Annotated in this window: 25 protein-coding genes; 13 read left to right on the top strand and 12 right to left on the bottom strand. The window is 75.6% G+C overall.

What is annotated here, in order from left to right; translation table 11 throughout:
* Positions 1-84: 84 nt before the first annotated feature.
* The gene (locus tag OG335_RS10410; protein ID WP_405015351.1) at positions 85-900 is read right to left on the bottom strand and encodes an SAM-dependent methyltransferase; all 816 of its coding nucleotides are present in this window, start codon (positions 898-900) and stop codon (positions 85-87) included.
* A gap of 311 nt (positions 901-1,211) precedes the next feature.
* On the opposite strand from OG335_RS10410, the gene OG335_RS10405 reads away from it, so the two are divergent.
* Positions 1,212-1,478, top strand: a complete 267-nt coding sequence (locus OG335_RS10405) for a GlsB/YeaQ/YmgE family stress response membrane protein (RefSeq protein WP_405010779.1) — start codon at positions 1,212-1,214, stop codon at positions 1,476-1,478.
* 268 nt (positions 1,479-1,746) lie between these two features.
* The gene (locus OG335_RS10400) at positions 1,747-3,243 is read left to right on the top strand and encodes a glycoside hydrolase family 6 protein (protein WP_405010778.1); all 1,497 of its coding nucleotides are present in this window, start codon (positions 1,747-1,749) and stop codon (positions 3,241-3,243) included.
* 122 nt (positions 3,244-3,365) lie between these two features.
* Here the strand turns inward: OG335_RS10400 and OG335_RS10395 are convergent, their stop codons facing one another.
* The 3 genes from OG335_RS10395 to OG335_RS10385 form a co-directional block, all read right to left on the bottom strand.
* On the bottom strand, positions 3,366-3,491 hold the full coding sequence (locus tag OG335_RS10395) for a hypothetical protein (protein WP_405010777.1): 126 nt from the start codon (positions 3,489-3,491) through the stop codon (positions 3,366-3,368).
* 157 nt (positions 3,492-3,648) lie between these two features.
* Positions 3,649-4,236 carry a TetR family transcriptional regulator gene (locus tag OG335_RS10390; RefSeq protein ID WP_405010776.1) on the bottom strand — a complete coding sequence of 196 codons (588 nt, stop codon included), beginning with the start codon at positions 4,234-4,236 and terminating at the stop codon, positions 3,649-3,651.
* A gap of 37 nt (positions 4,237-4,273) precedes the next feature.
* Positions 4,274-5,281 (bottom strand): aldo/keto reductase, encoded by a 1,008-nt coding sequence (locus OG335_RS10385; protein ID WP_405010775.1) that lies wholly within the window; start codon positions 5,279-5,281, stop codon positions 4,274-4,276.
* A gap of 647 nt (positions 5,282-5,928) precedes the next feature.
* Between OG335_RS10385 and OG335_RS10380 the strand changes: the two genes are divergently transcribed.
* The 6 genes from OG335_RS10380 (at position 5,929) to paaE (ending at position 11,163) form a co-directional block, all read left to right on the top strand.
* A complete protein-coding gene (locus OG335_RS10380) occupies positions 5,929-7,338 on the top strand; it encodes a M20 family metallopeptidase (RefSeq protein ID WP_405010774.1) in 1,410 nt (469 codons plus the stop codon).
* A 142-nt stretch (positions 7,339-7,480) separates the two neighbouring features.
* The gene (paaA, locus tag OG335_RS10375; RefSeq protein ID WP_405010773.1) at positions 7,481-8,428 is read left to right on the top strand and encodes a 1,2-phenylacetyl-CoA epoxidase subunit PaaA; all 948 of its coding nucleotides are present in this window, start codon (positions 7,481-7,483) and stop codon (positions 8,426-8,428) included.
* Positions 8,425-8,718: a 1,2-phenylacetyl-CoA epoxidase subunit PaaB gene (gene paaB / locus OG335_RS10370; protein WP_405010772.1), complete on the top strand. Its 294-nt coding sequence runs from the start codon at positions 8,425-8,427 to the stop codon at positions 8,716-8,718. The genes paaA and paaB overlap by 4 nt, the downstream gene beginning before the upstream one ends.
* Before the next feature lie 19 nt (positions 8,719-8,737).
* Positions 8,738-9,619 (top strand): 1,2-phenylacetyl-CoA epoxidase subunit PaaC, encoded by an 882-nt coding sequence (gene paaC / locus OG335_RS10365; protein ID WP_405010771.1) that lies wholly within the window; start codon positions 8,738-8,740, stop codon positions 9,617-9,619.
* The gene (paaD, locus tag OG335_RS10360; RefSeq protein WP_405010770.1) at positions 9,613-10,095 is read left to right on the top strand and encodes a 1,2-phenylacetyl-CoA epoxidase subunit PaaD; all 483 of its coding nucleotides are present in this window, start codon (positions 9,613-9,615) and stop codon (positions 10,093-10,095) included. Before paaC ends, paaD begins: the two co-directional genes overlap by 7 nt.
* A complete protein-coding gene (gene paaE, locus OG335_RS10355; RefSeq protein ID WP_405010769.1) occupies positions 10,096-11,163 on the top strand; it encodes a 1,2-phenylacetyl-CoA epoxidase subunit PaaE in 1,068 nt (355 codons plus the stop codon).
* Here the strand turns inward: paaE and OG335_RS10350 are convergent.
* Together OG335_RS10350 and OG335_RS10345 are read right to left on the bottom strand one after the other, a co-directional pair.
* Positions 11,151-12,242, bottom strand: a complete 1,092-nt coding sequence (locus OG335_RS10350; RefSeq protein WP_405010768.1) for an FAD-dependent oxidoreductase — start codon at positions 12,240-12,242, stop codon at positions 11,151-11,153. The two genes, paaE and OG335_RS10350, sit on opposite strands and share 13 nt — an antisense overlap.
* Before the next feature lie 42 nt (positions 12,243-12,284).
* Complete coding sequence (locus tag OG335_RS10345) at positions 12,285-12,656, bottom strand: YbjQ family protein (RefSeq protein ID WP_405010767.1); 372 nt, start codon at positions 12,654-12,656, stop codon at positions 12,285-12,287.
* A 244-nt stretch (positions 12,657-12,900) separates the two neighbouring features.
* Here OG335_RS10345 and OG335_RS10340 point away from each other — a divergent pair, with 244 nt between their 5' ends.
* Positions 12,901-13,821 (top strand): hypothetical protein, encoded by a 921-nt coding sequence (locus OG335_RS10340; protein WP_405010766.1) that lies wholly within the window; start codon positions 12,901-12,903, stop codon positions 13,819-13,821.
* 30 nt (positions 13,822-13,851) lie between these two features.
* Positions 13,852-14,562, top strand: a complete 711-nt coding sequence (locus tag OG335_RS10335) for an aminoacyl-tRNA hydrolase (protein ID WP_405010765.1) — start codon at positions 13,852-13,854, stop codon at positions 14,560-14,562.
* A 42-nt stretch (positions 14,563-14,604) separates the two neighbouring features.
* On the opposite strand, the gene OG335_RS10330 is transcribed toward OG335_RS10335, so the two are convergent.
* The 3 genes from OG335_RS10330 to OG335_RS10320 all read right to left on the bottom strand — a co-directional run bounded on the left by OG335_RS10330 (position 14,605) and on the right by OG335_RS10320 (position 17,388).
* On the bottom strand, positions 14,605-15,546 hold the full coding sequence (locus OG335_RS10330) for a DMT family transporter (protein ID WP_405010764.1): 942 nt from the start codon (positions 15,544-15,546) through the stop codon (positions 14,605-14,607).
* 193 nt (positions 15,547-15,739) lie between these two features.
* Entirely contained in the window at positions 15,740-16,477 is a 738-nt protein-coding gene (locus OG335_RS10325) for an ABC transporter permease (RefSeq protein WP_405010763.1), read from the bottom strand.
* Positions 16,474-17,388: an ABC transporter ATP-binding protein gene (locus OG335_RS10320; protein WP_405010762.1), complete on the bottom strand. Its 915-nt coding sequence runs from the start codon at positions 17,386-17,388 to the stop codon at positions 16,474-16,476. The genes OG335_RS10325 and OG335_RS10320 overlap by 4 nt, the downstream gene beginning before the upstream one ends.
* Before the next feature lie 129 nt (positions 17,389-17,517).
* Here OG335_RS10320 and OG335_RS10315 point away from each other — a divergent pair, with 129 nt between their 5' ends.
* The 3 genes from OG335_RS10315 (at position 17,518) to OG335_RS10305 (ending at position 20,299) form a co-directional block, all read left to right on the top strand.
* A complete protein-coding gene (locus tag OG335_RS10315; protein WP_405010761.1) occupies positions 17,518-18,678 on the top strand; it encodes a sensor histidine kinase in 1,161 nt (386 codons plus the stop codon).
* Positions 18,675-19,322: a response regulator gene (locus OG335_RS10310; protein WP_405010760.1), complete on the top strand. Its 648-nt coding sequence runs from the start codon at positions 18,675-18,677 to the stop codon at positions 19,320-19,322. The genes OG335_RS10315 and OG335_RS10310 overlap by 4 nt, the downstream gene beginning before the upstream one ends.
* A 158-nt stretch (positions 19,323-19,480) precedes the next feature.
* A complete protein-coding gene (locus OG335_RS10305; RefSeq protein ID WP_405010759.1) occupies positions 19,481-20,299 on the top strand; it encodes a hypothetical protein in 819 nt (272 codons plus the stop codon).
* 42 nt (positions 20,300-20,341) lie between these two features.
* Here OG335_RS10305 and OG335_RS10300 read toward each other — a convergent pair whose 3' ends face one another.
* From OG335_RS10300 to modA, 3 genes are read right to left on the bottom strand one after another with little or no spacing between them, the layout of a single operon-like run.
* Positions 20,342-21,421 (bottom strand): ABC transporter ATP-binding protein, encoded by a 1,080-nt coding sequence (locus OG335_RS10300; protein WP_405010758.1) that lies wholly within the window; start codon positions 21,419-21,421, stop codon positions 20,342-20,344.
* Complete coding sequence (locus tag OG335_RS10295; protein ID WP_405010757.1) at positions 21,418-22,275, bottom strand: ABC transporter permease; 858 nt, start codon at positions 22,273-22,275, stop codon at positions 21,418-21,420. The genes OG335_RS10300 and OG335_RS10295 overlap by 4 nt, the downstream gene beginning before the upstream one ends.
* Positions 22,272-23,090 (bottom strand): molybdate ABC transporter substrate-binding protein, encoded by an 819-nt coding sequence (gene modA, locus OG335_RS10290; RefSeq protein WP_405010756.1) that lies wholly within the window; start codon positions 23,088-23,090, stop codon positions 22,272-22,274. Before modA ends, OG335_RS10295 begins: the two co-directional genes overlap by 4 nt.
* Between the last annotated feature and the right edge of the window lie 195 nt (positions 23,091-23,285).

Below are 23,285 nucleotides of genomic sequence, written 5' to 3'. Positions count from 1 at the left end.
CTCGGTCCGGCCGCACGCCTGCCGGCCGTACGGCCGGGGGCGCCGACTCTCCCACACCGCCGGCCGGCCCCGGCCCCCCGGGGGTCAGGGCTTGCGGGCCACCGCGCCGTACATGCTGACCCGGTCGGCGCCCTCGGCGGGCTCGCCCTCGGGCCGCCAGAGCGGCACGGTCACCACGCCGGGCTCCAGGATCTCCAGGCCGTCGAGGAAGCCCTCGACCTCCGCGCGGCTGCGGCCGACCAGCGGGGCGGTGGCCTTGCTGTACACGCCGGTGACGCGGTCGCGGACCTCGGCCGGGATGAAGTCGGCGGTGCCGTGCGAGAGGATCAGGTGACTGCCGGGCGCGAGCGCGTCGAGCAGCGTGCGCAGCACCCCGGCGGGGTCGTCCTCGTCGCGCAGGAAGTGCATCACCGCGGCGAGCACGAGCGCGACCGGCCGGTCGGGATCGAGCAGTTCCCCGACCTCGGGGGCGGCGAGGATGGCGGCCGGGTCGCGCAGGTCGGCCCGCAGGACGGTAGTGCGGCCGTGCCCCATGCCGGCCATCAGGGCACGGGCGTGGGTGAGGACGATCGGGTCGTTGTCGACGTAGACGACGCGGACCGAGGGGTCGACGGACTGCGCGGTCTCGTGGGTGTTGCCGGCGGTGGGTATGCCGGTGCCGATGTCGAGGAACTGGTCGATGCCCAGCCCGGCCACGTGCCGGACCGCGCGCTGCAGGAAGCCGCGGTTGGCGCGGGCGGTCGACCGGAACTCGGGGTTGGCGGCGAGCGCGCGTTCGGCGGCCTCGCGGTCGGCGGGGAAGTTGTCCTTGCCGCCGAGGTAGTAGTCGTACATCCGGGCCGGGTGCGGGATCTCGGGACGGAGTGCGGCGGAGGGCTTGCCGCCCGGCTCCCAGCTGATGTCCTCGCCCACCGCAACCTCCAAAGATGATCTGACGATCCGACGGATGTCAGCCTAGGCGGTCGTGATCACCACCCGTCGACGGGTGGCCTGATCACGCCACCCTCCGGGCGCCGGACGGGCCGGTTCCGGCCAATCGGCGAGCGGGGGCGGGGGTGTCCGGTGCGGGGCCGGGGCGCGGGGCGGGGGTTTCGGCGCGGGGCCGGGGCGCGGGGGGCGGTGCCGTTCCGTGCGGAACCGGCGATCGGGGCCGGGGCGTCCACCAGGGCGTGGCGGTTCGGACCGGGGCGCCGGAGGGCAAGGAGACGGACATGGGTTTCATCAGCTGGATCATCCTCGGCCTGCTCGCCGGGGCCATCGCCAAGTTCCTGCTGCCCGGGCGCGACCCGGGCGGCATCGTCGTCACCACCCTGATCGGCATCGCCGGTTCGTTCGTCGGCGGGTGGATCTCCTCGCGGGTGCTGGACAGGCCGGTGACCACGGAGTTCTTCGACCTGGCCACCTGGGTCTCGGCGATCGGCGGCGCCCTGGTGCTGCTGATCGCGTACCGCATCGTCTTCGGCAACTCCCGCGACTGAACCGGCCGGTGGCGGCCCCGACATCGGGGCCGCCACCACCGCCGTCATGCCGTCACTCGCGGGAGCGCTCCCACCACGCTCCGCAGAACGGTGTCGAATACCGTCGAAACTTCCTTGCGCACAAGGGATTACGGGAATCCGCCCGCCCGGCTACGATCGGCCCCGGCTGTGCGGGAGCGCTCCCACGATCGCCCCCTCGACTCCTCTCCCGCGCACCGCTGACCCACCCCAGCCCCTCTCCCACCCGAGAGCACCGCGGAGGACCCCAGTGCGCACCCCCGACGGCATCCGTCGTGCCGCCCCGGCACCCGGCAGCCCCACCCCCCGTACCGCAGGCCGCGGCCGGGCCGCCGCCCTGGCCCTGGCGGCCGGCGCGGCCGCCACCGCCCTGCTCGTCGCCACCCAGACCGGCGCCGACGCGGCCGTCCAGGGCAGCCTTGCCGCGGACACGCAGTTCTACAAGGACCCGGCCTCCCAGGTCGTCAAGTGGGTCGCGGCCAACCCCAACGACTCCCGCACGCCGGTGATCTCCAAGCGGGTCGCCTCCCAGCCCCAGGGCATCTGGTTCTCGAACTACCGCCCCGACACCGTCACCTCCGACGTCCGCACCGTCACCTCCGCCGCCGCCGCGGCCGGCCAGGTGCCCGTGCTCGTCGTGTACGAGATCCCCAACCGCGACTGCGGGGGCGCCTCCGCGGGCGGCGCCCCCGACCTGGCCGCCTACGACGCCTGGGTCACGAAGTTCGCCGCCGGGCTCGGCAGCGGCCGCTCGATCGTCGTCCTGGAGCCCGACTCGATCGCGCTCACCACCTGCCTCAACTCCTCCGAGCTGGCGAACCGCTACGCCTCGCTCTCCCGGGCCGGCGCCGCGATCCACGCCGCCAACCCCAACGCCAAGGTGTACTACGACGCCGGCCACTCCGCCTGGAACAGCGCCTCCGAGCAGGCCAACCGGCTGCGCAGCGCCGGCGTCCTGACCAACGGCGACGGCTTCTACAGCAACGTCTCCAACTTCAACACCACGGCCAACGAGGTCAACTTCGCGAAGTCGGTGCTGTCGGCCCTCGGCAACCCGTCGAACCTGCACGCCGTCATCGACACCAGCCGCAACGGCAACGGCCCGTCGGGCAGCCAGTGGTGCGACCCCTCCGGCCGCAAGATCGGCAACTACCCGACGGCCGCCACCAACGACGCCGCGATCGACGCGTTCCTCTGGATCAAGCCGCCGGGCGAGGCGGACGGCTGCGCGGCCTCGGCCGGCCAGTTCGTGCCGGACATCGCCTACCAGCTCGCCCTGAACGCCTCCGACCCGACCACCCCGACCAACCCGCCGACCTCGCAGCCCCCGACGTCTCAGCCGCCCACGTCGCAGCCGCCGACCTCGCAGCCCCCGACGTCCCAGCCGCCCACGTCGCAGCCCCCGACGTCGCAGCCGCCGACCGGGACGGCCGCCTGCTCGGTCGCCTACCGCGCCAACTCCTGGACGGGCGGCTTCACCGCCGACGTGACGGTCAAGAACACCGGCACCTCCACGATCAGCGGCTGGAAGCTGACCTGGACGTACCCCGGCGACCAGAAGGTCACCAGCGCCTGGAACGCCAAGGTCACGCAGTCCGGCGCCGCCGTCACCGCGACCGACCTCGGCTACAACGGCACCCTCGCCGCCGGCGCCTCCACCGGCTTCGGCTTCCAGGGCACCTACGGCTCCAACAACACCACCCCGACCGCCTTCACCCTGAACGGCTCGGCCTGCACCACCGCCTGACGCCTGACGCCTGACGCGCCGCAGTGCGGCAACACGGCGGGCCTTCACCCGGAGCATCCCTCCGGGTGAAGGCCCGCCGTGGCGCGTCGGGCACCGGTCCGCAGCAGTCGGGCGGTGCGGGTTCAGCCGAACGCCGCACTCCCGGGCAGGGGCAGGCGCTCGCGGGCGGCGAGCCAGCGGTCACCGAAGGCGTCGCCCAGGGCGAGGCCTTCCAGGCTGTCCGGCGCGGCGGTCGGTGGGCGGTGCACGTCATCCTCCAGGTGAGAAGAACCGGAGGTGTCAGTGTCGGGTCGGACGGCCGCCCGCCGCGAGCGGTTTTCGCCGGGCCGCCGCCCTGACCCCGGGTCGCCGCCTTGACCCCGGTCGCCGCCCGGTTGCCGCGGTCACCCGGCCTCCTCCGGCCGGTCAGTGCCCGCGGAGTCCGTTCAGCAGCAGTGACCAGAGCGCCTCGAAGTCGGCGTCGGCCTGCTCGTGCGCCCACTCTGCGGCGTGGGCCGGGTCGTGGAAGTGGGCGGTGGCCTGGAAGACGGCGCGGGCGGCCTGCTCGGCGGGGGTGTCGCGGAACTCGCCCCGCCGGATGCCGTCCTCGACGATCGAGGCGATCTGGGCGACGAGCGTGGCCACGTGCGCCTCGACGGCGCTGCTGAGCTCGCCGACGAGGGCCATGTAGGTGGCGAACATCTCCGGGTCCTGGTGCGCCTTGAGGCGCTTGGCGGCGAAGAGCGTCGCCAGCCAGCGGTGCAGCCGTTCGGGCGCGGGGCCGGGGGCGACGGCGACGGCGGCGAGGTCGTCGTGGGCCCGGTCGAGCCACCGCCGGGTGACGGCCTCGCGCAGCGCCGCCTTGCTCGGGAAGTGCCGGTAGACGCTGCCGTGGCTGACACCGAGGGCCCGGGCGACGTCGACCACGGTGGCCTTCGCCGGGCCGAACCGCCGCAGGACGTCCTCCGCCGCGCCCAGGATCTGCTCGGGGGTGAGTGCGTTCTCGGTGGCCACGGGGAGGTCGTCCTTCGGTCGTACGGCTGCCGGCGGCTCAGTGCTCGCTGTCGAGGTGGGCCATCTGTGCGGCAGCGTACCTGTCGCCCGCGGCCGAGCCCTCGGGGACGGCGGCCTCGACGGCGGCGAGGTCCTCCGGGGTGAGGTGCACGTCGAGCGAGCCGAGCGCCTCGGTGAGGCGGTCGCGGCGGCGGGCGCCGACGAGCGGCACGATGTCGTCGCCGCGGGAGGCGACCCAGGCGATGGCGACCTGGGCGACGGTGGCGCCCTTCGCCGTGGCGACGTCGCGGAGCGCCTCGACGAGCCGCAGGTTGTGGCTGAGGTTGTCGCCCTGGAAGCGCGGGCCGAAGCCGCGGAAGTCGGTCGCGGGGATCTCGCGGTCGCCCGTCCAGTGGCCGCTCAGCAGGCCGCGGGAGAGTACGCCGTAGGCGGTGACGCCGATGCCCAGCTCGCGGGCGGCGGGCAGCACCTCGGCCTCCAGCGAGCGGGAGAGCAGGGAGTACTCGATCTGCAGGTCGCTGATCGGGTGCACGGCGGAGGCCCGGCGGAGGGTCTCGGCGCCGACCTCGGAGAGGCCGATGTGGCGGACGTAGCCGGCCTTGACCAGCTCGGCGATGGCGCCGACGGTCTCCTCGATCGGCACGTTCGGGTCGAGGCGGGCGGGGCGGTAGACGTCGACGTAGTCGGTGCGCAGACGGCGGAGCGAGTAGGCGAGGGCGGTCCTGGTGGCGGCCGGGCTCGCGTCGTAGCCGAGCCAGGAGCCGTCCGGGCCGCGCTGGGCACCGAACTTGACGCTGATCTCGACGCTCGCCCGGTCGCGGCCGCGCAGCGCCTCGTGCAGGAGCAGTTCGTTGTGGCCCATGCCGTAGAAGTCGCCGGTGTCGAGCAGGGTGACGCCGGCGTCGAGGGCGGCGTGCACGGTGGCGACGGACTCGGCCTCGTCGGCCGGGCCGTACAGGTCGGACATGCCCATCAGGCCGAGGCCGAGGGCGGAGGTCGTCGGGCCGGTGGTGCCGAGGGTGGTGCGGGCGGGGGTGGTGGGCATCGCGTGCTCCCTGCGGGCGGGGGTGGGCGGCTGGTGTCTTCTGACTATGGCACTCGGGATGACAGATTTCAATATCTGTCATCCCTTACGCCTCCGGGCGTGTCGGCCGGGCGCGTCGGGCCGGGCTGGTCCGGGCGCGTCAGGCGTGTCGGGCCCGTACGGGCGGGTCCAGCCGGGTCCGGGAAGCCTCCGCCGGCCGGGGAAGGCGACCGATTCCGAACACTGATCCGACGTCATCCGTCGGACGGAGGTCCGCCGTTCGCAGGCGCTCCGCCCTGCCGAAGCGTTCCCGCAGGTCCATCGTGGGAGGTGGGACGCGTGCACCCGCCCGTGGGCGGGCCGCGGAGCACCAGGCCACCTCGCACGGAACCGAACGGGTCTTCTAGGCTCACCTCCTGTGCCCGCCGGGTCGCCGGTGCCCGGCCGTACCGCGCGCCGGGGGCGCCGTCCACGGGCCCCGGGCCGACCGGGGCCGCCGGAACGAGCGAGGAGGACGCAGTGTCGCCCAGTCCGAGGTTGCACCAGCAGGCGTTTGCCGTCCGGGTCGCAGGCCCGCACCGGGCCTGCCGCCCACGACCGCCGCACCCGCCGCGCCACCGTCCGGCCGCGCCGGCCGTCCGGCCCGCCGGCGGTCGCGGAGGTGCGAGGTGAGCCCGCATACCGTGATCCCGGCCGAGCCGGGCGCGACCGGGGCCGATCCCGCCGCCCCCTCCACGGCCGACCGGGCCGCCGAGGGCGGCGATCCCGCGAATACCGCGGCGGCCGCCCGTCCGGTGGCGGCCGCAGCGCCCGTCCCCGCCGAACACCCCGACCGCCCCTCCCGCCCCGACCCCGGGGCCGCCGGGCTCCCGGAGGCGCCCGCCGCGGCCCGCGCCCTGTCCGCGCCGCCGGCCCTGCCGGGCCTCCCGCAGGCCCTGAGCGCCCGGGCCCGCACGATGGCCGGTGCCGTACGGCGCCGCTGCGCCGCCCTCGCCGCGATGGAGTCGCCCAGCGGCGACGCCCTCCGCCTCGACGCGCTGGCCGAGGAGCTCTCGGCCGGGTTCCGTGCCACCGGTGCCGCCGTGCGGCGCGAGGCCGGGCCCGCCGGCGACCACCTGCTGGCGGAGTGGCCCGGACAGGACGACTCCCTCCGCCACGTGCTGGTCGTGGCCCACCACGACACCGTCTGGCCGGCGGGCACCCTCGCCGACTGGCCGGTCGAGGACCGAGACGGGCGGCTCAGCGGCCCCGGTGTCCTCGACATGAAGGGCGGGCTGGCCCTGCTGGAGGGGGCGTTCGCCCTGCTGGCCGACCTCGGTCAGCGGCCGCACCGTCCCGTGCGGCTGGTGGTGGTCTCCGACGAGGAGGTCGGCAGCCCGGACGGGCGTCGCCTCGTCGAGCGCCAACTGCCCGGCGCCGCGGCCGTCCTGGGCCTGGAGCCGCCGCACCCCGACGGCCGGCTGAAGACCGCCCGGCGGGGTTCCACCCGGGTGCGGCTGAGCGTCACCGGCAAGGAGGCGCACGCCGGCCTCGCCGCCGCCGAGGGCGTCTCCGCGGTCGACGAGCTCGTCGACCAGCTCGTCGCCGTACGGAGCCTGGCCCGGCAGCCCGGCACGGAGCTCAACACCGGCCGGATCACCGGCGGCACCCGCGCCAACGTGATCGCCGGCCGGGCCGAGGCGGAGCTCGGCCTGCGGTTCGCCACGGCGGAGGCGCAGCGCCGCGCCCTCGACACCCTCGCGCACCTGACCGCGCTGCGGCCGGGCGCCAAGGTGCGGTCCGAGGTGCTCTCCAGCCGTCCGGCCTGGCCGGAGCGGGCGGCCAACCCGCTGCTGCGGCACGTGCGGTCGCTGGCCGCGGCGCTCGGCCAGCAGCTCGACGGCGCCCCGGCGGGCGGGGCGGGCGACACCAACCTCGCGGGTGCGCGGGGCCTGCCCACCCTGGACGGCCTCGGCGCGGTCGGCGCGGGGCCGCACGCCCGCCACGAGCACGTGCTCGTCGACCAGTTCGCCCCGCGGATCGCGCTGCTGGCGGCGCTCCTCGCCGTACCGCTGCCGCGGCTGCGCGAGCACGCCTGAGGGCCGTCCGGGCCGGGGCGCGGCTGCCCCGGCCCGGGCGCGGTGGCGCCGCGGAACGGCCGTCCGGCCGCATGCCTTGTCATCGCCGGTCCGGCGTGTGCAGAATTGACCCGACCGAACGGTCAGTCGGGAGGCAGGTGCAATGACGGCAGCGGAGCTGGACGAGGCGGCCCTGGAGGCGCGCTTCGACGCGGTGGTGGCCGCCGAGCAGCGGATCGAGCCGCGCGACTGGATGCCGGACGCCTACCGGGCGACCCTGGTGCGCCAGATCGCGCAGCACGCGCACTCGGAGATCATCGGCATGCAGCCCGAGGGCAACTGGCTCACCCGGGCCCCCTCGCTGCGCCGCAAGGCGATCCTGCTCGCCAAGGCCCAGGACGAGGCCGGCCACGGCCTGTACCTGTACGCCGCGGCCGAGACCCTCGGGGTCGACCGGGCGGAGCTCACCGAGAAGCTGGTCGACGGTCGGCAGAAGTACTCGTCGATCTTCAACTACCCCACGCTGACCTTCGCCGACGTCGGCGTGATCGGCTGGCTGGTGGACGGCGCCGCGATCTGCAACCAGGTGCCGCTGTGCCGCTGCTCCTACGGGCCGTACGCCCGCGCGATGGTGCGGGTCTGCAAGGAGGAGTCCTTCCACCAGCGGCAGGGCTACGAGCTGCTGACGACCCTCGTGCGCGGCACCGAGGGCCAGCGCCGCATGGTGCAGGACGCGGTCGACCGCTGGTGGTGGCCGTCGCTGATGATGTTCGGCCCGCCCGACGACGACTCGCCCAACAGCGCCCGGTCCATGGCCTGGCGGATCAAGCGGCACTCCAACGACGAGCTGCGGCAGCGCTTCGTCGACATGACCGTGCCGCAGGCCGAGCACCTCGGCGTGACCCTGCCCGACCCGGCCCTGCAGTGGAACGCGGACCGCGGCAGCTGGGACTTCGGCGAGCCCGACTGGTCGGAGCTCAAGCAGGTGATCAAGGGGCAGGGCCCGTGCAACGCGCAGCGCGTCGAGCGCCGCCGGGCCGCCCACGAGGACGGCGCCTGGGTCCGCGAGTCGGCCCTGGCGTACGCGGAGAAGAAGCGGAGCGCGACATGACCGGGACCAGGGCCGACTGGCCGCTCTACGAGGTGTTCGTCCGCCCCCGCCGCGGCCTGAACCACGTGCACGTGGGCTCGCTGCACGCCTCCGACGACCGGATGGCGCTGCTCGCCGCCCGCGACCTCTACACCCGCCGCAACGAGGGCGTCAGCCTCTGGGTGGTGCCCTCCGCGGCGATCACCGCCTCCACCCCGGACGAGCTCGACCCGTTCTTCGCCCCCAGCGGCGACAAGGTCTACCGCCACCCGACCTTCTACGACATCCCCGAGGATGTCCCGCACATCTGAGACGGGGAGCCCGCACGCGATGACCGACGACCACGTCTACCTGAGCCTCACCGACGCCGAGCCCGGGCCCGAGGGCGAGGCCCGCTGGGCGTACGGCACCGGCTTCGCCGACCCGCTGCTCGGCGTCGACACCGCCCTGCCCGCCGGCGTGGACGGCGCCGACCTCGCCGCCTACTGCCTGATGCTCGGCGACGACGCGCTCGTGCTCGCCCAGCGCCTCGTCGAGTGGTGCACCCGCGCGCCCGAGCTGGAGGAGGAGGTCGCCCTCGCCAACCTCGGCCTCGACCTGCTCGGCCAGGCCCGCCGCCTGCTCACCCGGGCCGGGCAGGCCGACGGCAGCGGCCGCACCGAGGACGACCTCGCCTACTGGCGCGAGGACCACGAGTTCCGCAACGTCCGGCTGGTGGAGGTCGCCAACGGCGACTTCGCGCACACCGTCGCCCGGCTGCTGTGCTTCGCCACCGCCCGGCACGCGCTGTACGCACGGCTCGCCCACCACGCCGACCCGGTGCTGGCCTCGGTGGCCGCCGCCGGCGTCAAGGAGCTCGCCTACCACCGCGAGTGGGCCCTGGAGTGGCTGCTGCGCCTCGGCGACGGCACGCCGTACGCGCACGGCCGGATGCAGGCCGGGGTCGACGCCGTGTGGCCGCTGCTCGACGAGCTGTTCACCCCGCACCCGGTGGAGCTGCGGCTCGGCACCGACCCGGCCGCGCTGCGGGAGCCGGTGCTCGCCCTGCTCGCCGACGACCTCCGCGAGGCCACCCTCACGGTGCCGGACGCCGCGCCGCTGGCCTCCGTCGGCGGCCGCGCCGGACGCGACGGCGTGCACACCGAGGCCCTCGGCCCGCTCCTCGCCGAACTGCAGGTCGTGGCCCGGGCCCACCCGGGGGCGACGTGGTGACCGCCGCGACCCGTGCCTGGGAGCTGGCCGCCACCGTGCCCGACCCGGAGCTGCCCATGCTGACCCTCGCCGACCTCGGCATCCTCGCCGGCGTCGACGAGGACCACGGCACGGTCACCGCCTGGCTCACCCCCACCTACTCCGGCTGCCCGGCCGTCGCCGAGATGGCCGCCGACGTCGACACCCGGCTGCGCGCCGCCGGCTACACCGACGTACGGGTGCGGCTGCGCCTCGACCCGCCCTGGTCGAGCGACCTGATCACCGCCGACGGCCGCCGCAAGCTCGCCGAGGCCGGCATCGCCCCGCCCGCCGCGGCCGGCCTGCTGCAGCTCGGCCCGACCCGGCAGGCCGTGCACTGCCCGCAGTGCGGCAGCGCCGACACCGAGGAGCTCTCCCGCTTCGGCTCCACCGCCTGCAAGGCGCTGTGGCGCTGCCGCGGCTGCCGCGAGCCCTTCGACCGGATCAAGGAGATCTAGATGGCCGTCCGCCGCCCGACCTTCCACGAGCTGCGCATCGCGGCCCTGGAGCCGCTGTGCGAGGACGCCGTCGCGGTCACCTTCGACGTGCCGGACGCCCTCGCCGGGCAGTACGCGTTCCTCCCCGGCCAGACCCTCACGCTGCGCCGCGTCGTCGACGGCTCCGACGAGCGCCGCTCGTACTCGCTGTGCTCGCCGGCCGGCGGGCCGCTGCGGATCGCCGTGCGCGAGGTGCCCGGCGGGCTGTTCTCCCGGCGCCTGGTCCGGGAGGCGCAGGTGGGGGAGACCATGGAGGTGCTGCCGCCGTCCGGGCTGTTCACGCCCCCGCTCGGCGAGGCCGCCGAGCACGTGCTGATCGCCGCCGGCTCCGGCATCACCCCGATGCTCTCCATCGCCGGCTCGGTGCTCGACGGGCACCCCGGCTCCCGGGTGACCCTGCTCTACGGCAACCGCCGCAGCGACACCGTGATGTTCGCCGACGAGCTCGCCGACCTGAAGGACCGCCACCTCGGACGCTTCCAGCTGGTGCACGTGCTCTCCCGGGAGACCCGCGACGCCGAACTGCTCACCGGACGGCTCGACGCCGAGCGGGTGACGGCCCTGGTCGGCGCCCTGGTCGACGTGCCCGCCGTCGACCACTGGTGGCTGTGCGGCCCGTACGGCATGGTGACCGGCGCGAAGGAGCTGCTGACCGGGCTCGGCGTACCCGCCGACCGGGTGCACCAGGAGCTGTTCCACGCCGAGGACGGCCCCGGCCCCGAACGGGCCGCGGAGCCGGTCGCCGACGGCGCCCTCAGCGAGGTCACCGTCGTGCTCGACGGCCGCTCCAGCGTGCTCGCCCTCCCGCGGGACCGCTCGGTGCTGGACGGCGCCCAGCGCTCCCGCCCCGACCTGCCGTTCGCCTGCAAGGGCGGGGTGTGCGGCACCTGCCGGGCGCTGGTGTGCGAGGGCGAGGTGGAGATGCGGCGCAACTTCGCCCTGGAGGAGAAGGAGGTCGCGGCGGGCTACGTGCTGACCTGCCAGGCCCGTCCGGTCTCCGACCGGGTCACCGTCGACTACGACCGCTGAGCGGGCACGGCCGCCCGCGGGTCGCCGAGCAGCCGCACCAGGCCCGCGGCGGCGGCCCGCCCGGCCCGGTTGGCGCCCACGGTGCTCGCCGACGGCCCGTAGCCGACCAGGTGGACCCGCGGGTCGTCGGCGGCCTGCGTGCCCGCCATGCGGATGCCGCCGCCGGGACCTCGCAGGCCCAGCGGCGCGAGATGGGTGACCTCCGGGCGGAACCCCGTCGCCCAGACGATCACGTCGGCGGGCTCCTCGGTGCCGCCCCAGGCGACGCCGTGCTCCGTCAGCCGGTCGAACATCGGCCGGCGCCGCAGCACGCCCAGCTCCTCGGCCCGCCGGTACGCCACCGACGGGCCGAGCCCCGTCACGCTCACCACGCTGCGCACCGGCAGGCCCTGCCGCACCCGCTCCTCGACGAGGGCGACCGCGGCCCGCCCGGACTCCTCGGTGAACGGCCCGTCCCGGTACACCGGCGGACGCCGGGTCACCCACACCGTCTCCGCGACCGCGCCGACCTCCGACAGCACCTGCACGGCCGAGGCGCCGCCGCCGACCACCACCACCCGCAGCCCGGCGAACTCCTCCGGCCCGCGGTAGGCGGCGTAGTGCAGCTGCCGGCCGGCGAAGTGCCCGGGGTAGTGCGGCAGGAACGGCCGCGTCCAGGTGCCGGTGGCGTTGACCAGCGCGCGCGCCGTCCGGTCGCCGCGGTCGGTCTCCACCCGCAGCCGCCCGTCCGGCAGCGACCGCACGGCCCGCACCCGCACCGGGCGCTCCACCGGCAGCGCGTGCCGTGCCTCGTACGCGGCGAAGTAGCCCGGCACGACCTCACGGGCGGGGGCGGCGGGATCCGGCGCGGGCAGCTCGAAGTCGGGCAGGTCGTGGAAGCCGTGCACGGTGGCCATCCGCAGCGAGGGCGCGCGGTGCGCCCAGGCGCCGCCGGGCGCGTCGGCGGCGTCCAGCACGACGAAGCCGGTGTACGGCGCGAAGCCGCGGCGCCGCAGGTGGTAGGCGGCGGACAGGCCGGCCTGGCCGGCGCCGATCACCACGACGTCGACCTCACGGATGGTTGCACCGTAAACAGTCACGCCGGTGAAACATCGGCCGGGCCGGACCTGTTCCCCGCGGGGTCACACGGCGGGCGAGAGCACTGCGGCCGTCCCGTACGCGCACACCTCCGTGCCGACGTCCGCCGCCTCCGACACGTCGAAACGCATCATCAGCACCGCGTTGCCGCCCCGCGCCCTGGTCTGCTCGACCAGCCGCTCCATCGCCTGGTTGCGGCTCTCCACCAGGGTCTTCGTCAGACCCTTCAGCTCACCGCCGACCAGTGACTTCAGGCCGGCGCCGATCTGCGAGCCGACGTGCCGGCTGCGCACCGTCAGCCCGAACACCTCCCCGATGATCCGCTCCACCCGGTGGCCCGGCACGTCGTTGGTGGTGACCACCAGCACATCGGCACCCGGGCGCTGCCCGCCGCCGTACTCGTCGATATTCGCCATGCCCCCCACGATGCGTGACGGTCCGTGGGACGGCCCGACCGGCTCGCCGGAACCCCGGAGGATCACCCTCCGGCGGGGCCGCCGCCCGCGGCGTCACCGGTCGTCCCGTGCACGGGGGCCCCGGGGGCCGGACCGGCGGCGGCTCCGTCACGCCGTGCCCGGCCCCGGCGTGCGCCGCGCGCCGTGCGGAAGAAGACGGCAGGCACCGGTGATTCCGGGCCCGTGGTGGCCTTACTGTAGGCGCATGGGCGAGCGAAGCGATCATCCACAGGGGCCGGGCGCGGCGGAGGACTCCGGCGCGCAGGAGATCGAGGCGACAGTGGTGCTCGGCATCCGCATCACCGACTGGCCGCGGCTGCGGGCCGCCGCACTGGCGGCCGTCGACGAACTGGAATTCGACGGGGCCGACCCCGTCGGGCAGCGCACCGACCTGCTCCGCGAGGTCGCCGACGACCCCAACGCGGCCCTCGGCGTGCTCCTCCACCCCGACCGGCTGGTCGCCGCCGTGCCCGGCATCGAGGCCCTCGGCGGCACCCTGGAGATCAGCGTCACCGACGACTTCGCCCCCGACTTCGCCGAGCTCTTCCCGCTCGACGGCGAGGACGGCGACGCCGGCGACTGGACCCTCACCCCCCGTACGGCCTGCCTGCTGCACACCCAGCTGATCGCCCTCGCCGACGCCGCCTACGACGACCTCGACGAGCACGAGGACGACCCCGTCACCGACGGCGACGAACCCGACTGGGCGGTCTTCTTCCGGCTGCCCCGGCGCACCTGGACCCTGCACCGTGCCTGGCGCCGCACCTTCGCCCGCGCCCTCGACGACCTCGCCGAGGACCTCGCCCTCGGCGAGTGGCCCCTGCCGCGCTGCCTCGCCGAGGACGTCGCGCTGCGCCTCGCCCTCGCCGACGCCCGCAGCCTGCTCGGCGCCCAGCCCGAGTCCGTCGCCGACATGATGGGCGACCTGCCCGCCGACCTGTACGACTACGACTGGGACGGCTGCGCCGACGAACTCTTCGGCGTCTACGGCCCCGAGGACGGTGACCCCGACCTGGAGACCGCCGACCGCACCGACGACATGCTCGCCGCCACCCACCCCGAAGGCTGGTTCCTGGCCTACGAGGACTCCGAGGAGCGCGACCCCCAGCGCGGGTACCGCCGCTGACCCCGCGGGGCCTGCTGGCATCCTGGTGGGGTGAGCTCACCCTTCACCGACCCCGGCACCCCCGACCGCCCCGACGACCGCGACGAGCGGCGGCAGTACGTGCTGCCGCTCGTCGTCCGGATCGAACGCACCGACCCGCCCGCCCGCACCGACGCCCTGGAGACCTCCGCCCGGGCGGTGCTGACCCTGCTCGCCGACCCGCGGGTCACCGACGGCGGGGGCGAGTGGGCGGAACGCGTCGCCGCCTGGGAGGACGCCCGCATCCGCAAGGTCGTCCGGCGGGCCCGCGGCGGCGAGTGGCGCAAGGCGGGCGAACTGCCCGGCATCACCGTGACCGGCGCCACCGCCGAGGTCCAGGTCTTCCCGCCGGTGCCGCTCGACGGCTGGCCCAAGGAGCTCGCCAAGCTCCAGGTCTCCGGCACCGACCTCGACGACCCGGCCGACCCCGCGCCCGCCGCCGACGGCCTGCCCGTGCTCTGGCTCAACCCCGAGCTGGAGATGAGCGCCGGCAAGACCATGGCCCAGACCGGCCACGCCGCCCAGCTCGCCTGGTGGCGGCTGGACGACACCCGCCGCAAGGAGTGGGCCGAGGCCGGGTTCGCCCTCGCCGTCCGCACCGCCGCACCGGACGCCTGGGCGGCGCTCACGGTGAGCGGCCTCCCGGTCGTCCGCGACGCGGGCTTCACCGAGATCGCCCCCGGCAGCTGCACCGTCGTCGCCGACCACCCGGGGCTGCGGTAGCGCCCGCGCCCGGGCCGGTCGGCCCGGGCGCGGGCGGGCCGGTCAGGCGGGTCGGGCCTGCACGGCCAGCCGGGCCTCCGCCAGGGCCAGCCCCGTGACGGAGGCCAGCAGCACCACCGTGCCCGCCACCGTGGCCCGGGTCAGGTGCTCGCCGAGCAGCAGCACCGCGATCGCCGTCGCACTGACCGGCTCGATGAGGGCGATGACCGAGGCGGTCGTCGCCCGCACCACCGCGGCGCCCGCGAAGTACAGGCCGTACGCCAGCGCGGTCGGCACCGAGGCCAGGTAGACCAGCAGCAGCACCGTCCGGCCCAGGCCGTCCGGCTGCGGCCACACGCCCTCCGCCGCCGCGAACGGCAGCAGGCAGACCGCGCAGACCGCGAAGGACCACAGCGTCGTCGAGGACGGGCTCTCCGTCTCCCCGCGGCGGCCCAGGTGCCGGGTCCACACCGTGATGCAGCCGTACCCGGCCGCCGAGAGCAGCGCCCACAGCACCCCGACGGGCCGCACCTCGCCGCTGCCGCCGTCGCCGACCACCAGCACGGCCAGCCCCGCCAGCGCCCCGCCCACCGCGACCGCGCCGGACCCGCCCAGCCGCTCGCCCATCGTCAGCCGGGCGCCGACCGCGATCATCACCGGCGCCGAACCGAGGGTGACCACCGTGGCCACCGCGAGACCGGTCTGCTGCACCGCGACGAAGTACGCGGCCTGGAAGAGCGTCAGCCCGGCGCCGTTGACGAGGATCCGGGGCCACCGGCGGCGCCACGGCGCGGCCGGCCGCACCTCACCGCCGGTGAACGCCCGCACGACGAGCAGCAGCGCCACCCCGCCGGCCGAGCGCCAGAACGTGAGGGCCAGCGGCCCCAGACCGCTGCCGCCGAACAGCAGCGCGGCGGCGGCGCCGGCCGTGCCCCAGGCGGTGGCGGAGAAGGTGATGTAGAGCAGACCCCGCCCGACGGGCAGGGTGGTTCGTGCAGTGGACACGGGTGTTCTCCCACAGAGGTGTCGGTCGCATGGCCGCGTCTGCGGGCAGCACCGACGGGCCCGGGGGCTACGCCCCGGACTCCTGGTGGCCGTGCCGCCCGCTCAGGCGGCCGGCGGCGGAAGAACGGTCAGATGCACGGCGCCCACCCTAGCCGACCCGCGGCCGGCCCCGGCCGCGGGTCGTCGCCGCACGTCAGGCGTCGTGCCGGCGGATCGAGCGCAGCCCGCCGTACGCGGCCGCGGCCGCCCACGCCGCCATGATCAGCAGGCCGGTCCAGTGGCCGTAGGGCACGTCCGGGTCGGCGTGGTACGTCGTCGCGTACAGGCCGGCCCGGTCCGGGAGGAACCGCGCGACCTCCCGGGCACCCGGTACCCCGCCCAGCACCGTCGTGCCGAGGAAGACCGTGGGGGTCAGCAGCCCCATCGCCGCCGTCAGGTTGCGCAGCATCGTCGCCGCGCCCAGGCAGATCACCAGCAGCAGCGGGTGGTAGAGCACCCCCGCGGCGATGCTGCGGGCGGCGCCCGGCTCGGAGAGGTCGAGGCCCACCGTCGCCGCGGTGGCGGCGTGCGCGCCGCCCACCGACAGCAGCCCGACCGCCAGCCCCACCCCGGTGCCGAGCAGCAGCTTGGCGCCGTACAGCCGGCCGCGCCGCGGCACCGCGGCGAGCGAGGCACGGATCGTGCCGGAGGCGAACTCCTGCCCGATCAGCAGCACGCCCGTGCAGACCACGGCGGTCTGCCCGAAGAGCAGGCCGTAGTAGATGCCGACACCCGGGTCCTCGTACAGCGAGGCGTCGACGTCGCCGTACGCGGCCTGCACGGCCGCGGTGACGCCGGCGGTCAGCAGCACGGCGAGCAGCGGGGTGACCCACTGCGAGCGCAGCGTGGTGAACTTCGTCCACTCGGCGCGCAGGGCGAGCGCGGCCGTCATGCCGCCACCGCCCGGTACTCCACGGCGTCCGCGGTCATCCGCATGAAAGCCTCCTCCAACGAGTCCTGCCGGACGGACAGTTCGTACAGCGCCACGCCCTCCCGGGCGGCCAGGGCGCCGATCTCCTCCGGGGCCGCGCCCGCCACCTCCCAGGCGCCCTCCCCGTCCGGGGACGGCTCGGCGGTGAGGCCGGCGGAGCGCAGCAGCACGGCGAGGCGGGCCGGGTCGACGGCGCGCACCCGCACCCGGCTGCGGCCGTGCCGCTCCAGGAACTCGGCGGTCGACGAGTCGGCCAGCAGCCGCCCGCGGCCGATCACCACCAGGTGGTCGGCGGTCAGCGCCATCTCCGTCATCAGATGGGAGGAGACCAGCACCGCCCGGCCCTCGGCGGCGAGCCCGCGCAGCAGGGTGCGGATCCAGCGGATGCCCTCCGGGTCGAGGCCGTTCACCGGCTCGTCCAGCAGCAGCACCGGCGGGTCGCCGAGCAGCGCCGCCGCCACCCCGAGCCGCTGCCGCATGCCGAGCGAGAAGCCCTTGATCCGGCGCCGGGCCGCGTCGGCGAGGCCGACCTGCGCCAGCACCTCGTCGACCCGGCGCCCGGGGATGCCGTTGCTCGCCGCGAGCCAGCGCAGGTGCCCGTGGGCGGTGCGCCCGCCGTGCACCGCCTGCGCGTCCAGCAGCGCGCCGACCTGCCGCAGCGGGGAGTCGAGTTCGGCGTACGGCCGGCCGTGCACGAGGGCGGTGCCGGCGGTCGGCCGGTCCAGGCCGAGGAGCATCCGCAGGGTGGTGGACTTCCCGGCGCCGTTCGGGCCGAGGAACCCGGTGACCCGGCCCGGATCCACCCGGAAGCTGAGGTCGGACACCGCGGCGGTGTCGCCGTACGACTTGCTGAGGGATCGGATCTCGATCACCGGCTGCCTCCCCTGGTCGGCTGCCTCCAGTCAAGCGGCGCGGCGGCCCGCCGCCCTCCCGCCAGGGGGTGGACCGTCTCCCTCCCGGGAGGGAGGCCCCCGCCCGGCGCGGTCCGGCAGGATGGCGGGGTGTCCACGATCCTCGCGCCCCTCGTCAGGGCCGCCACCTACGCGCGCTGGCTGCACCTGCTCGTCGGTGCGGTCTTCGCCTGCGTGGTGCTGCTCGTCTACCCGGGCACCGAGGGGCCGCTCGGCTGGCCCGCCGTCCTCGCGGTGAGCGCGCTGCTCGACGGCACGCTGCTGTGCCTGGCCGCCCTGATCCCGGCGACCCGCCGGGCCGAGGGCGTGCAGGCCGCGCTGCTGCTGATGCCCGCGCGCGAGGACGCCATCGGCACGGCGTCCTCGGCGAGCTGGGCGGACCGCGGCCGCACGGCGCTCTGGCTGGTCGCCCGGGTCGCCCTGGGCGTGTGCGTGGCGCTGCTGACCGTGCACGGCCTGATCGCCGCGGTCGACCTGGTGCGGGCGGGCGGCGTCCTGCTGCTGTGCGCGCCGCTGCTCCTCGTCGCCGTGGTGTACGTCGCGGCCCTCGCGGGACGGCTTCAACTGGCCGTGGCCGTCCGCCTGCTGGGGCCGTCCGCGGGTGAGCGGCTGGCCGAGGCCGAGGCGCGGGCGGAGCGCCTGCTGGAGCGCAACCGGCTCGCCCGCGAACTCCACGACTCGATCGGGCACGCCCTCACCGTGTCGGTGCTGCAGGCTGGCGCCGCCCGGGAGGTGGCCGACCCGGTGTTCCGCGAGAAGGCGCTGGAGGCGATCGAGACGACCGGCCGCCGGGCCATGGAGGACCTGGAACGGATGCTCGTCCTGCTCCGCGACCACCCGGACGGGCCCGCCGTCGAACACCCCGGGCTCGACCGCGTGGAGGTGCTGTTCGAGACGGCGCGCGCGGCCGGCAGCCCGGTCGAGGCGCGGATCGAGGTGGCCGGCTCCCGCCTGCCCGGCGTGCTGTCCCGCGAGGCGTACCGGATCGTCCAGGAGGGCGTGACCAACGCGCTCAAGCACGTGCCGGGCACGCCCGTCCGGGTGCACGCCGGCACGGCCGACGGGCTGCTGCACCTCAGCTGCGCCACCGCGCTGCCGGCCGCCCCGCAGGCCGGGGCCCGGCGCTCCGGCGGCAAGGGGCTGCGCGGCATCCGCGAGCGGGCGGCGCTGCTCGGCGGCGAGGCCGTCGCGGGCCCGGTGGACGGCGACTGGGTGGTGCGCGTCCGGCTGCCGCTACGGTTGGGCTCATGATCGACATCGTGCTGGTCGACGACGAGGAGCTCGTCCGGGCGGGCCTGCGGGCCGTGCTGGAGGCCCAGGGCGACCTGCGGGTCGTGGGGGAGGCCGCGGACGGCGCCGAGGCGCTGGCCGTCGTCCGTGCCACGCGTCCCCGGGTGGTGCTGATGGACGTCCGCATGCCCGACGTCGACGGACTCACCGCGACCCGCGCCATCCTGCGCGGCACCGACCGCCCGCCCCGCATCCTCGTCGTCACGACCTTCGAGAACGACGACTACGTCTACGAGGCCCTGCGGGCCGGCGCGGACGGCTTCCTGCTCAAGCGCGCCCGCCCCGCCGAGATCGCCCACGCGGTCCGCCTCGTCGCGGCCGGCGAGTCGCTGCTCTTCCCCGCCGCCATCCGCCGCCTCGCCGCGGCCCGCACCGACCGCGCCGCCGCCGACACCATGGCCCGCGCCGCCCTCACCGACCGGGAGGCCGAGGTGCTGCGGCTGATGGCCCGCGGCCTCTCCAACTCCGAGATCGCCGCCGAACTGGTCGTGGGCGTACAGACCGTCAAGACGCACGTCAGCAGCGTGCTCGGGAAACTCGGCGCCCGGGACCGCACCCAGGCCGTCATCGCCGCGTACGAGTCGGGCTTCGTGAAGCCCGCCTGACCGGAGGTCACCCCGCCCGGCCCGGAGTGTCCGGAAGCGCCGGGCGGTATCGGTTTCGGCACGACCTCGTCACGCAGGGCCTTTCCGTGGACGGGCTGTCACCGGCCGCCTGCATACTCGTGCCCGGTCCACGTTCACCGAAATAGGGAAAACCCTTCATGCTCTCCAAGCGCCTCGTCCCGACCGCCGTCGTCTGCGTGCTGCTGGCCACCGGTGCCACCGCCTGCAGCTCCGGCACCACCGGGGCGTCCGCCGCCCCGCCCGCGACGCCGTCCGCGGCGCCGTCCGCGAGCCCCGTCCAGACGCTGGCGGTCGACACCCTCTCCGCCAAGGAGATCTCCGGTCAGGCGCACGCGGCGATGAAGACCGTCACCGCGATGAAGGCCAGCGGCACGTTCAGCTCCGAGGGCAGCGTGACGACGGTGGACCTCGCCGCCGACAAGCAGGGCAACTGCGCGGGCACGATCGGCCACCCCGGCCAGGGCACGGCCGAGGTGCTGAGCACCGGCACCACGACGTGGCTGAAGCCGGACGAGGCGTTCTGGAAGAACATCGGCAAGAGCCTGGGCGGCAGCGAGAAGCAGATCGCCGTCGTCACCCAGCTGTTCGGGGGCCGCTACCTCACCGGCGAGGGGAGCGACCAGAGCCTGACCGAGGCGGCCTTCATGTGCGGCATGGTCAAGGCCATCACCGGGGACGACGGTACCGACGAGGTGACCTCGGAGAAGGGCACCGCCGGCACCACCGGCGGCGTGAAGACCTTCAGCATCGTCGTCGCCGACGCGGAGGGCACGAAGACCACCCTCCACATCGCCACCGAGGGCAAGCCCTACCTCGTCGCGATGGAGCAGAAGGAGGGCGACAGCCCCGCCGAGCTGACCTTCTCCGACTTCGACAAGCCCGTCACCGTGCAGCAGCCCCCGGCCGACCAGGTCATCGACCTGGCGGCGTTCACGCAGCAGCTCAAGAAGGGCTGACCCCGCCCCGCCCGTCCGCGTACCCGGCCCGGCCTTCCCGGCTCAGGCCGGGTACGCGTGCGTCTGGCCGGCCTTGACGGACGCCCAGACCTCGCGGCCGGGCGAGAGGTCGAGCTCGGCGGCGGCGCCCGGGGTGAGGTCGGCGGCGAGCGGCAGCGGGCCCGCGAGGTCGACCCGGATGCGGTCGCCGTGCAGGTCGAGGCCGACGACGGTCATCGGCCAGACGTTGCGCGCGCTGGACTCCGGACGCCCGCGGTGCAGCGTGACGGCGTCCGGCGGGAACGCCACGAACGCCGCGCCGGACAGCTCCTCCGTCGTGTGCAGCACCGTGCCGCCGGGCAGTGTGACGAGGTGTCCGTCCGCGGTGCCGCGGTAGAGGTTCAGGCCGACCAGGCGGGCGATGTAGTCCGTCCGCGGGTGCCGGGCGATGTCGGCGGGCGTGCCCGACTGCACCTCGTGGCCGTCCTCGACGACGACCAGCCGGTCCGCGAGCACCATGGCGTCCAGCGGGTCGTGGGTGACGAGCACCGCCACCGCCTCGAACTCCGCCAGGTGCCGCCGCAGCTGGGCCCGGACGTCGAGCCGGGTGCGCGCGTCCAGCGCGGCCAGCGGCTCGTCCAGCAGCAGCAGCCGGGGCCGGACGGCGAGCGCCCGCGCCAGCGCCACGCGCTGCGCCTGGCCGCCCGACAGCGTGCCCGGGCGGCTCGCCGCGTGGTCCGCCAGGCCCATGCGCTCCAGCCACGGCAGTGCGGCGGCCCGGGCGGCCGCCTTCCGCAGGCCCTGGCAGCGCAGGCCGAAGGCGACGTTGTCGAGCGCCCCGAGGTGGGGGAAGAGCAGGTAGTCCTGGAAGACCACGCCGACGGGCCGCTCCTCGGCGGGGGTGTGCAGGCCGAGGGCCGGGTCCTCCAGCAGCGTGCCGTCGAGGGTGAGGCTGCCGCCGGTGAGCGGGAGCAGGCCGGCCAGGGCGCGCAGGGCGGTGGACTTGCCGGCGCCGTTCGGGCCGAGCAGTGCCACCACCTCGCCGGGAGCGGCGGCGAGCGCGAGGTCGAGGCGGAAGGCGGCGCGTTCGACGAGCAGGCGGGCGTCGAGGGCGGGCGTCGCGGGCTCCGGGGGAGGGGTCACGGGGCCGACATCCAGCGCTCGCGCAACCCGGCCAGGACGGCGACGGACACCGCGAGCAGCACCAGGCTCAGCGCGATCGCCGCCTCCGGTTCGGACTCCATCGCCAGGTAGACGGCGAGCGGCATCGTCTGGGTGCGGCCGGGGAAGTTGCCGGCGAAGGTGATGGTCGCGCCGAACTCGCCGAGCGCCCGGGCCCAGGCCAGCACCGCGCCCGCGCCGATGCCGGGCGCGATCAGCGGCAGCGTGACCCGGCGGAAGGCGGTGAGCCGGGACGCGCCGAGCGTCGCCGCCGCCTCCTCGTACCGCGGGTCGGCGGCGCGCAGCGCGCCCTCGACGCTGATCACCAGGAACGGCATGGCGACGAACGCCTCGGCGACCACCACGCCCGTGGTGGTGAACGGCAGCGTGAAGCCGAACGCCGAGTCGAGCCACCGGCCGACGATGCCGTTGCGGCCGAGCACGAGCAGCAGGGCGACGCCGCCGACCACCGGCGGCAGCACCAGCGGCAGCGTCACCAGGGCCCGCACCATCCGCCGCCCCGGCAGTTCGGTGCGGGCCAGCACCCAGGCCAGCGGCACCCCGAGCACCAGCGACACCCCCGTGGCCGCCGTCGCGCAGATCAGGGAGAGCCGCAGGGCCTGCCAGACCTCCGGGCTGGACAGCTGCTCCGGCATGGCGCTCCACGGCGCCCGGACGAGCAGGCCGACCAGCGGCAGCACGAGGAACGCCAGCCCGAGCAGGGCGGGCAGCAGCAGGGCGTACGGCACCCCCCGCCCGCGCCGGGAGCGCGGGCGGGGGGCCGTCCCGGGGGTGCCGCCGGGGCGTCGGCCGCCGGCGGTGGTGCGGGCGGTCACGGTGCCTGGAAGCCCGCCGCGGTCAGGGTCCGCGCGGCCTCGGCGGACTCGATGTACGCGACGAAGGCCGCGGCGGCCGCGGCGTTGGGCGCCTTGGCGAGCGCGGCGATCGGGTAGTCGTTGACGGCCTTGGCGGCCTCGGGGAACTCCACGCCGTCGATCTTCGCAGCATCGGCCTGCACATCGGTCCGGTACACGAGGGAGGCGTCGACCTCGCCGAGCTCGACCTTGGTGAGGGCGCCCTTGACGTCCTGCTCCAGGGTCACGGGGGTGAGGTTCACCCCGGCCGCCTGGAGGGCCTTGGCGGCGGCGGCGCCGCACGGCACCTCCTTGGCACAGAGTGCCACCTTCACGCCGGTGAGGTCCTTCAGGCCGGTGATGTGCCTGGGGTTGCCCTCGGGGACGGCGATCTCCAGGGTGTTCTTCACGAACACCTGCGGGGTGCCCGTGGCGGCCTTGGCGTCGGTGACGGTCTTCATGGTGGCCGGGCTCGCGGCCGCGAAGACGTCGGCGGGCGCGCCGGAGACGATGCTCTGCGCCAGGGCCGAGCTGCCGCCGAAGTTGAAGGTGACCTTCACCCCGGGGTTCGCGGCCTCGAACTTCTTGCCGAGCGCGGTGAAGGTCTCCTTCAGCGAGGCCGCGGCGAAGACCGTGACCGCGCCCGTGACCGTGTCGGTCGCCGCGGAGGCGGACGCCCCGGCGGGGGCGGACGCCGCCGGGGCCGGGTCGCCGCTGCTGCCGCAGGCGGTCGACCCGGCGGCGAGGAGCAGGGCGGTGGCGGTGGCGACGGCGGTACGGCGTCCGACGGTGTTCATGTGGTTCCTGTTCCCCTCGGCCGTGCCCGGCAGGGGGCACGCAGGTGCGATCACGACGCCGATCATACTGTCGCATCTGCAAGGGGTGAGTCGCCTGTTTCATCGCACAGGCCAGCATGTGGACATGCGCGGACTCGCATGTGCGATGGTCCGGCGTGAAAATCGCTGGCCCCCGGGCCGGGCGGGCCGGGACAG

This window comes from Kitasatospora sp. NBC_01539 (assembly GCF_045040525.1).
GTDB lineage: Bacteria > Actinomycetota > Actinomycetes > Streptomycetales > Streptomycetaceae > Kitasatospora.
The sequence above is the reverse complement of the archived record's forward strand: the minus strand, read 5'-3'. Positions and strand labels throughout refer to the sequence as shown.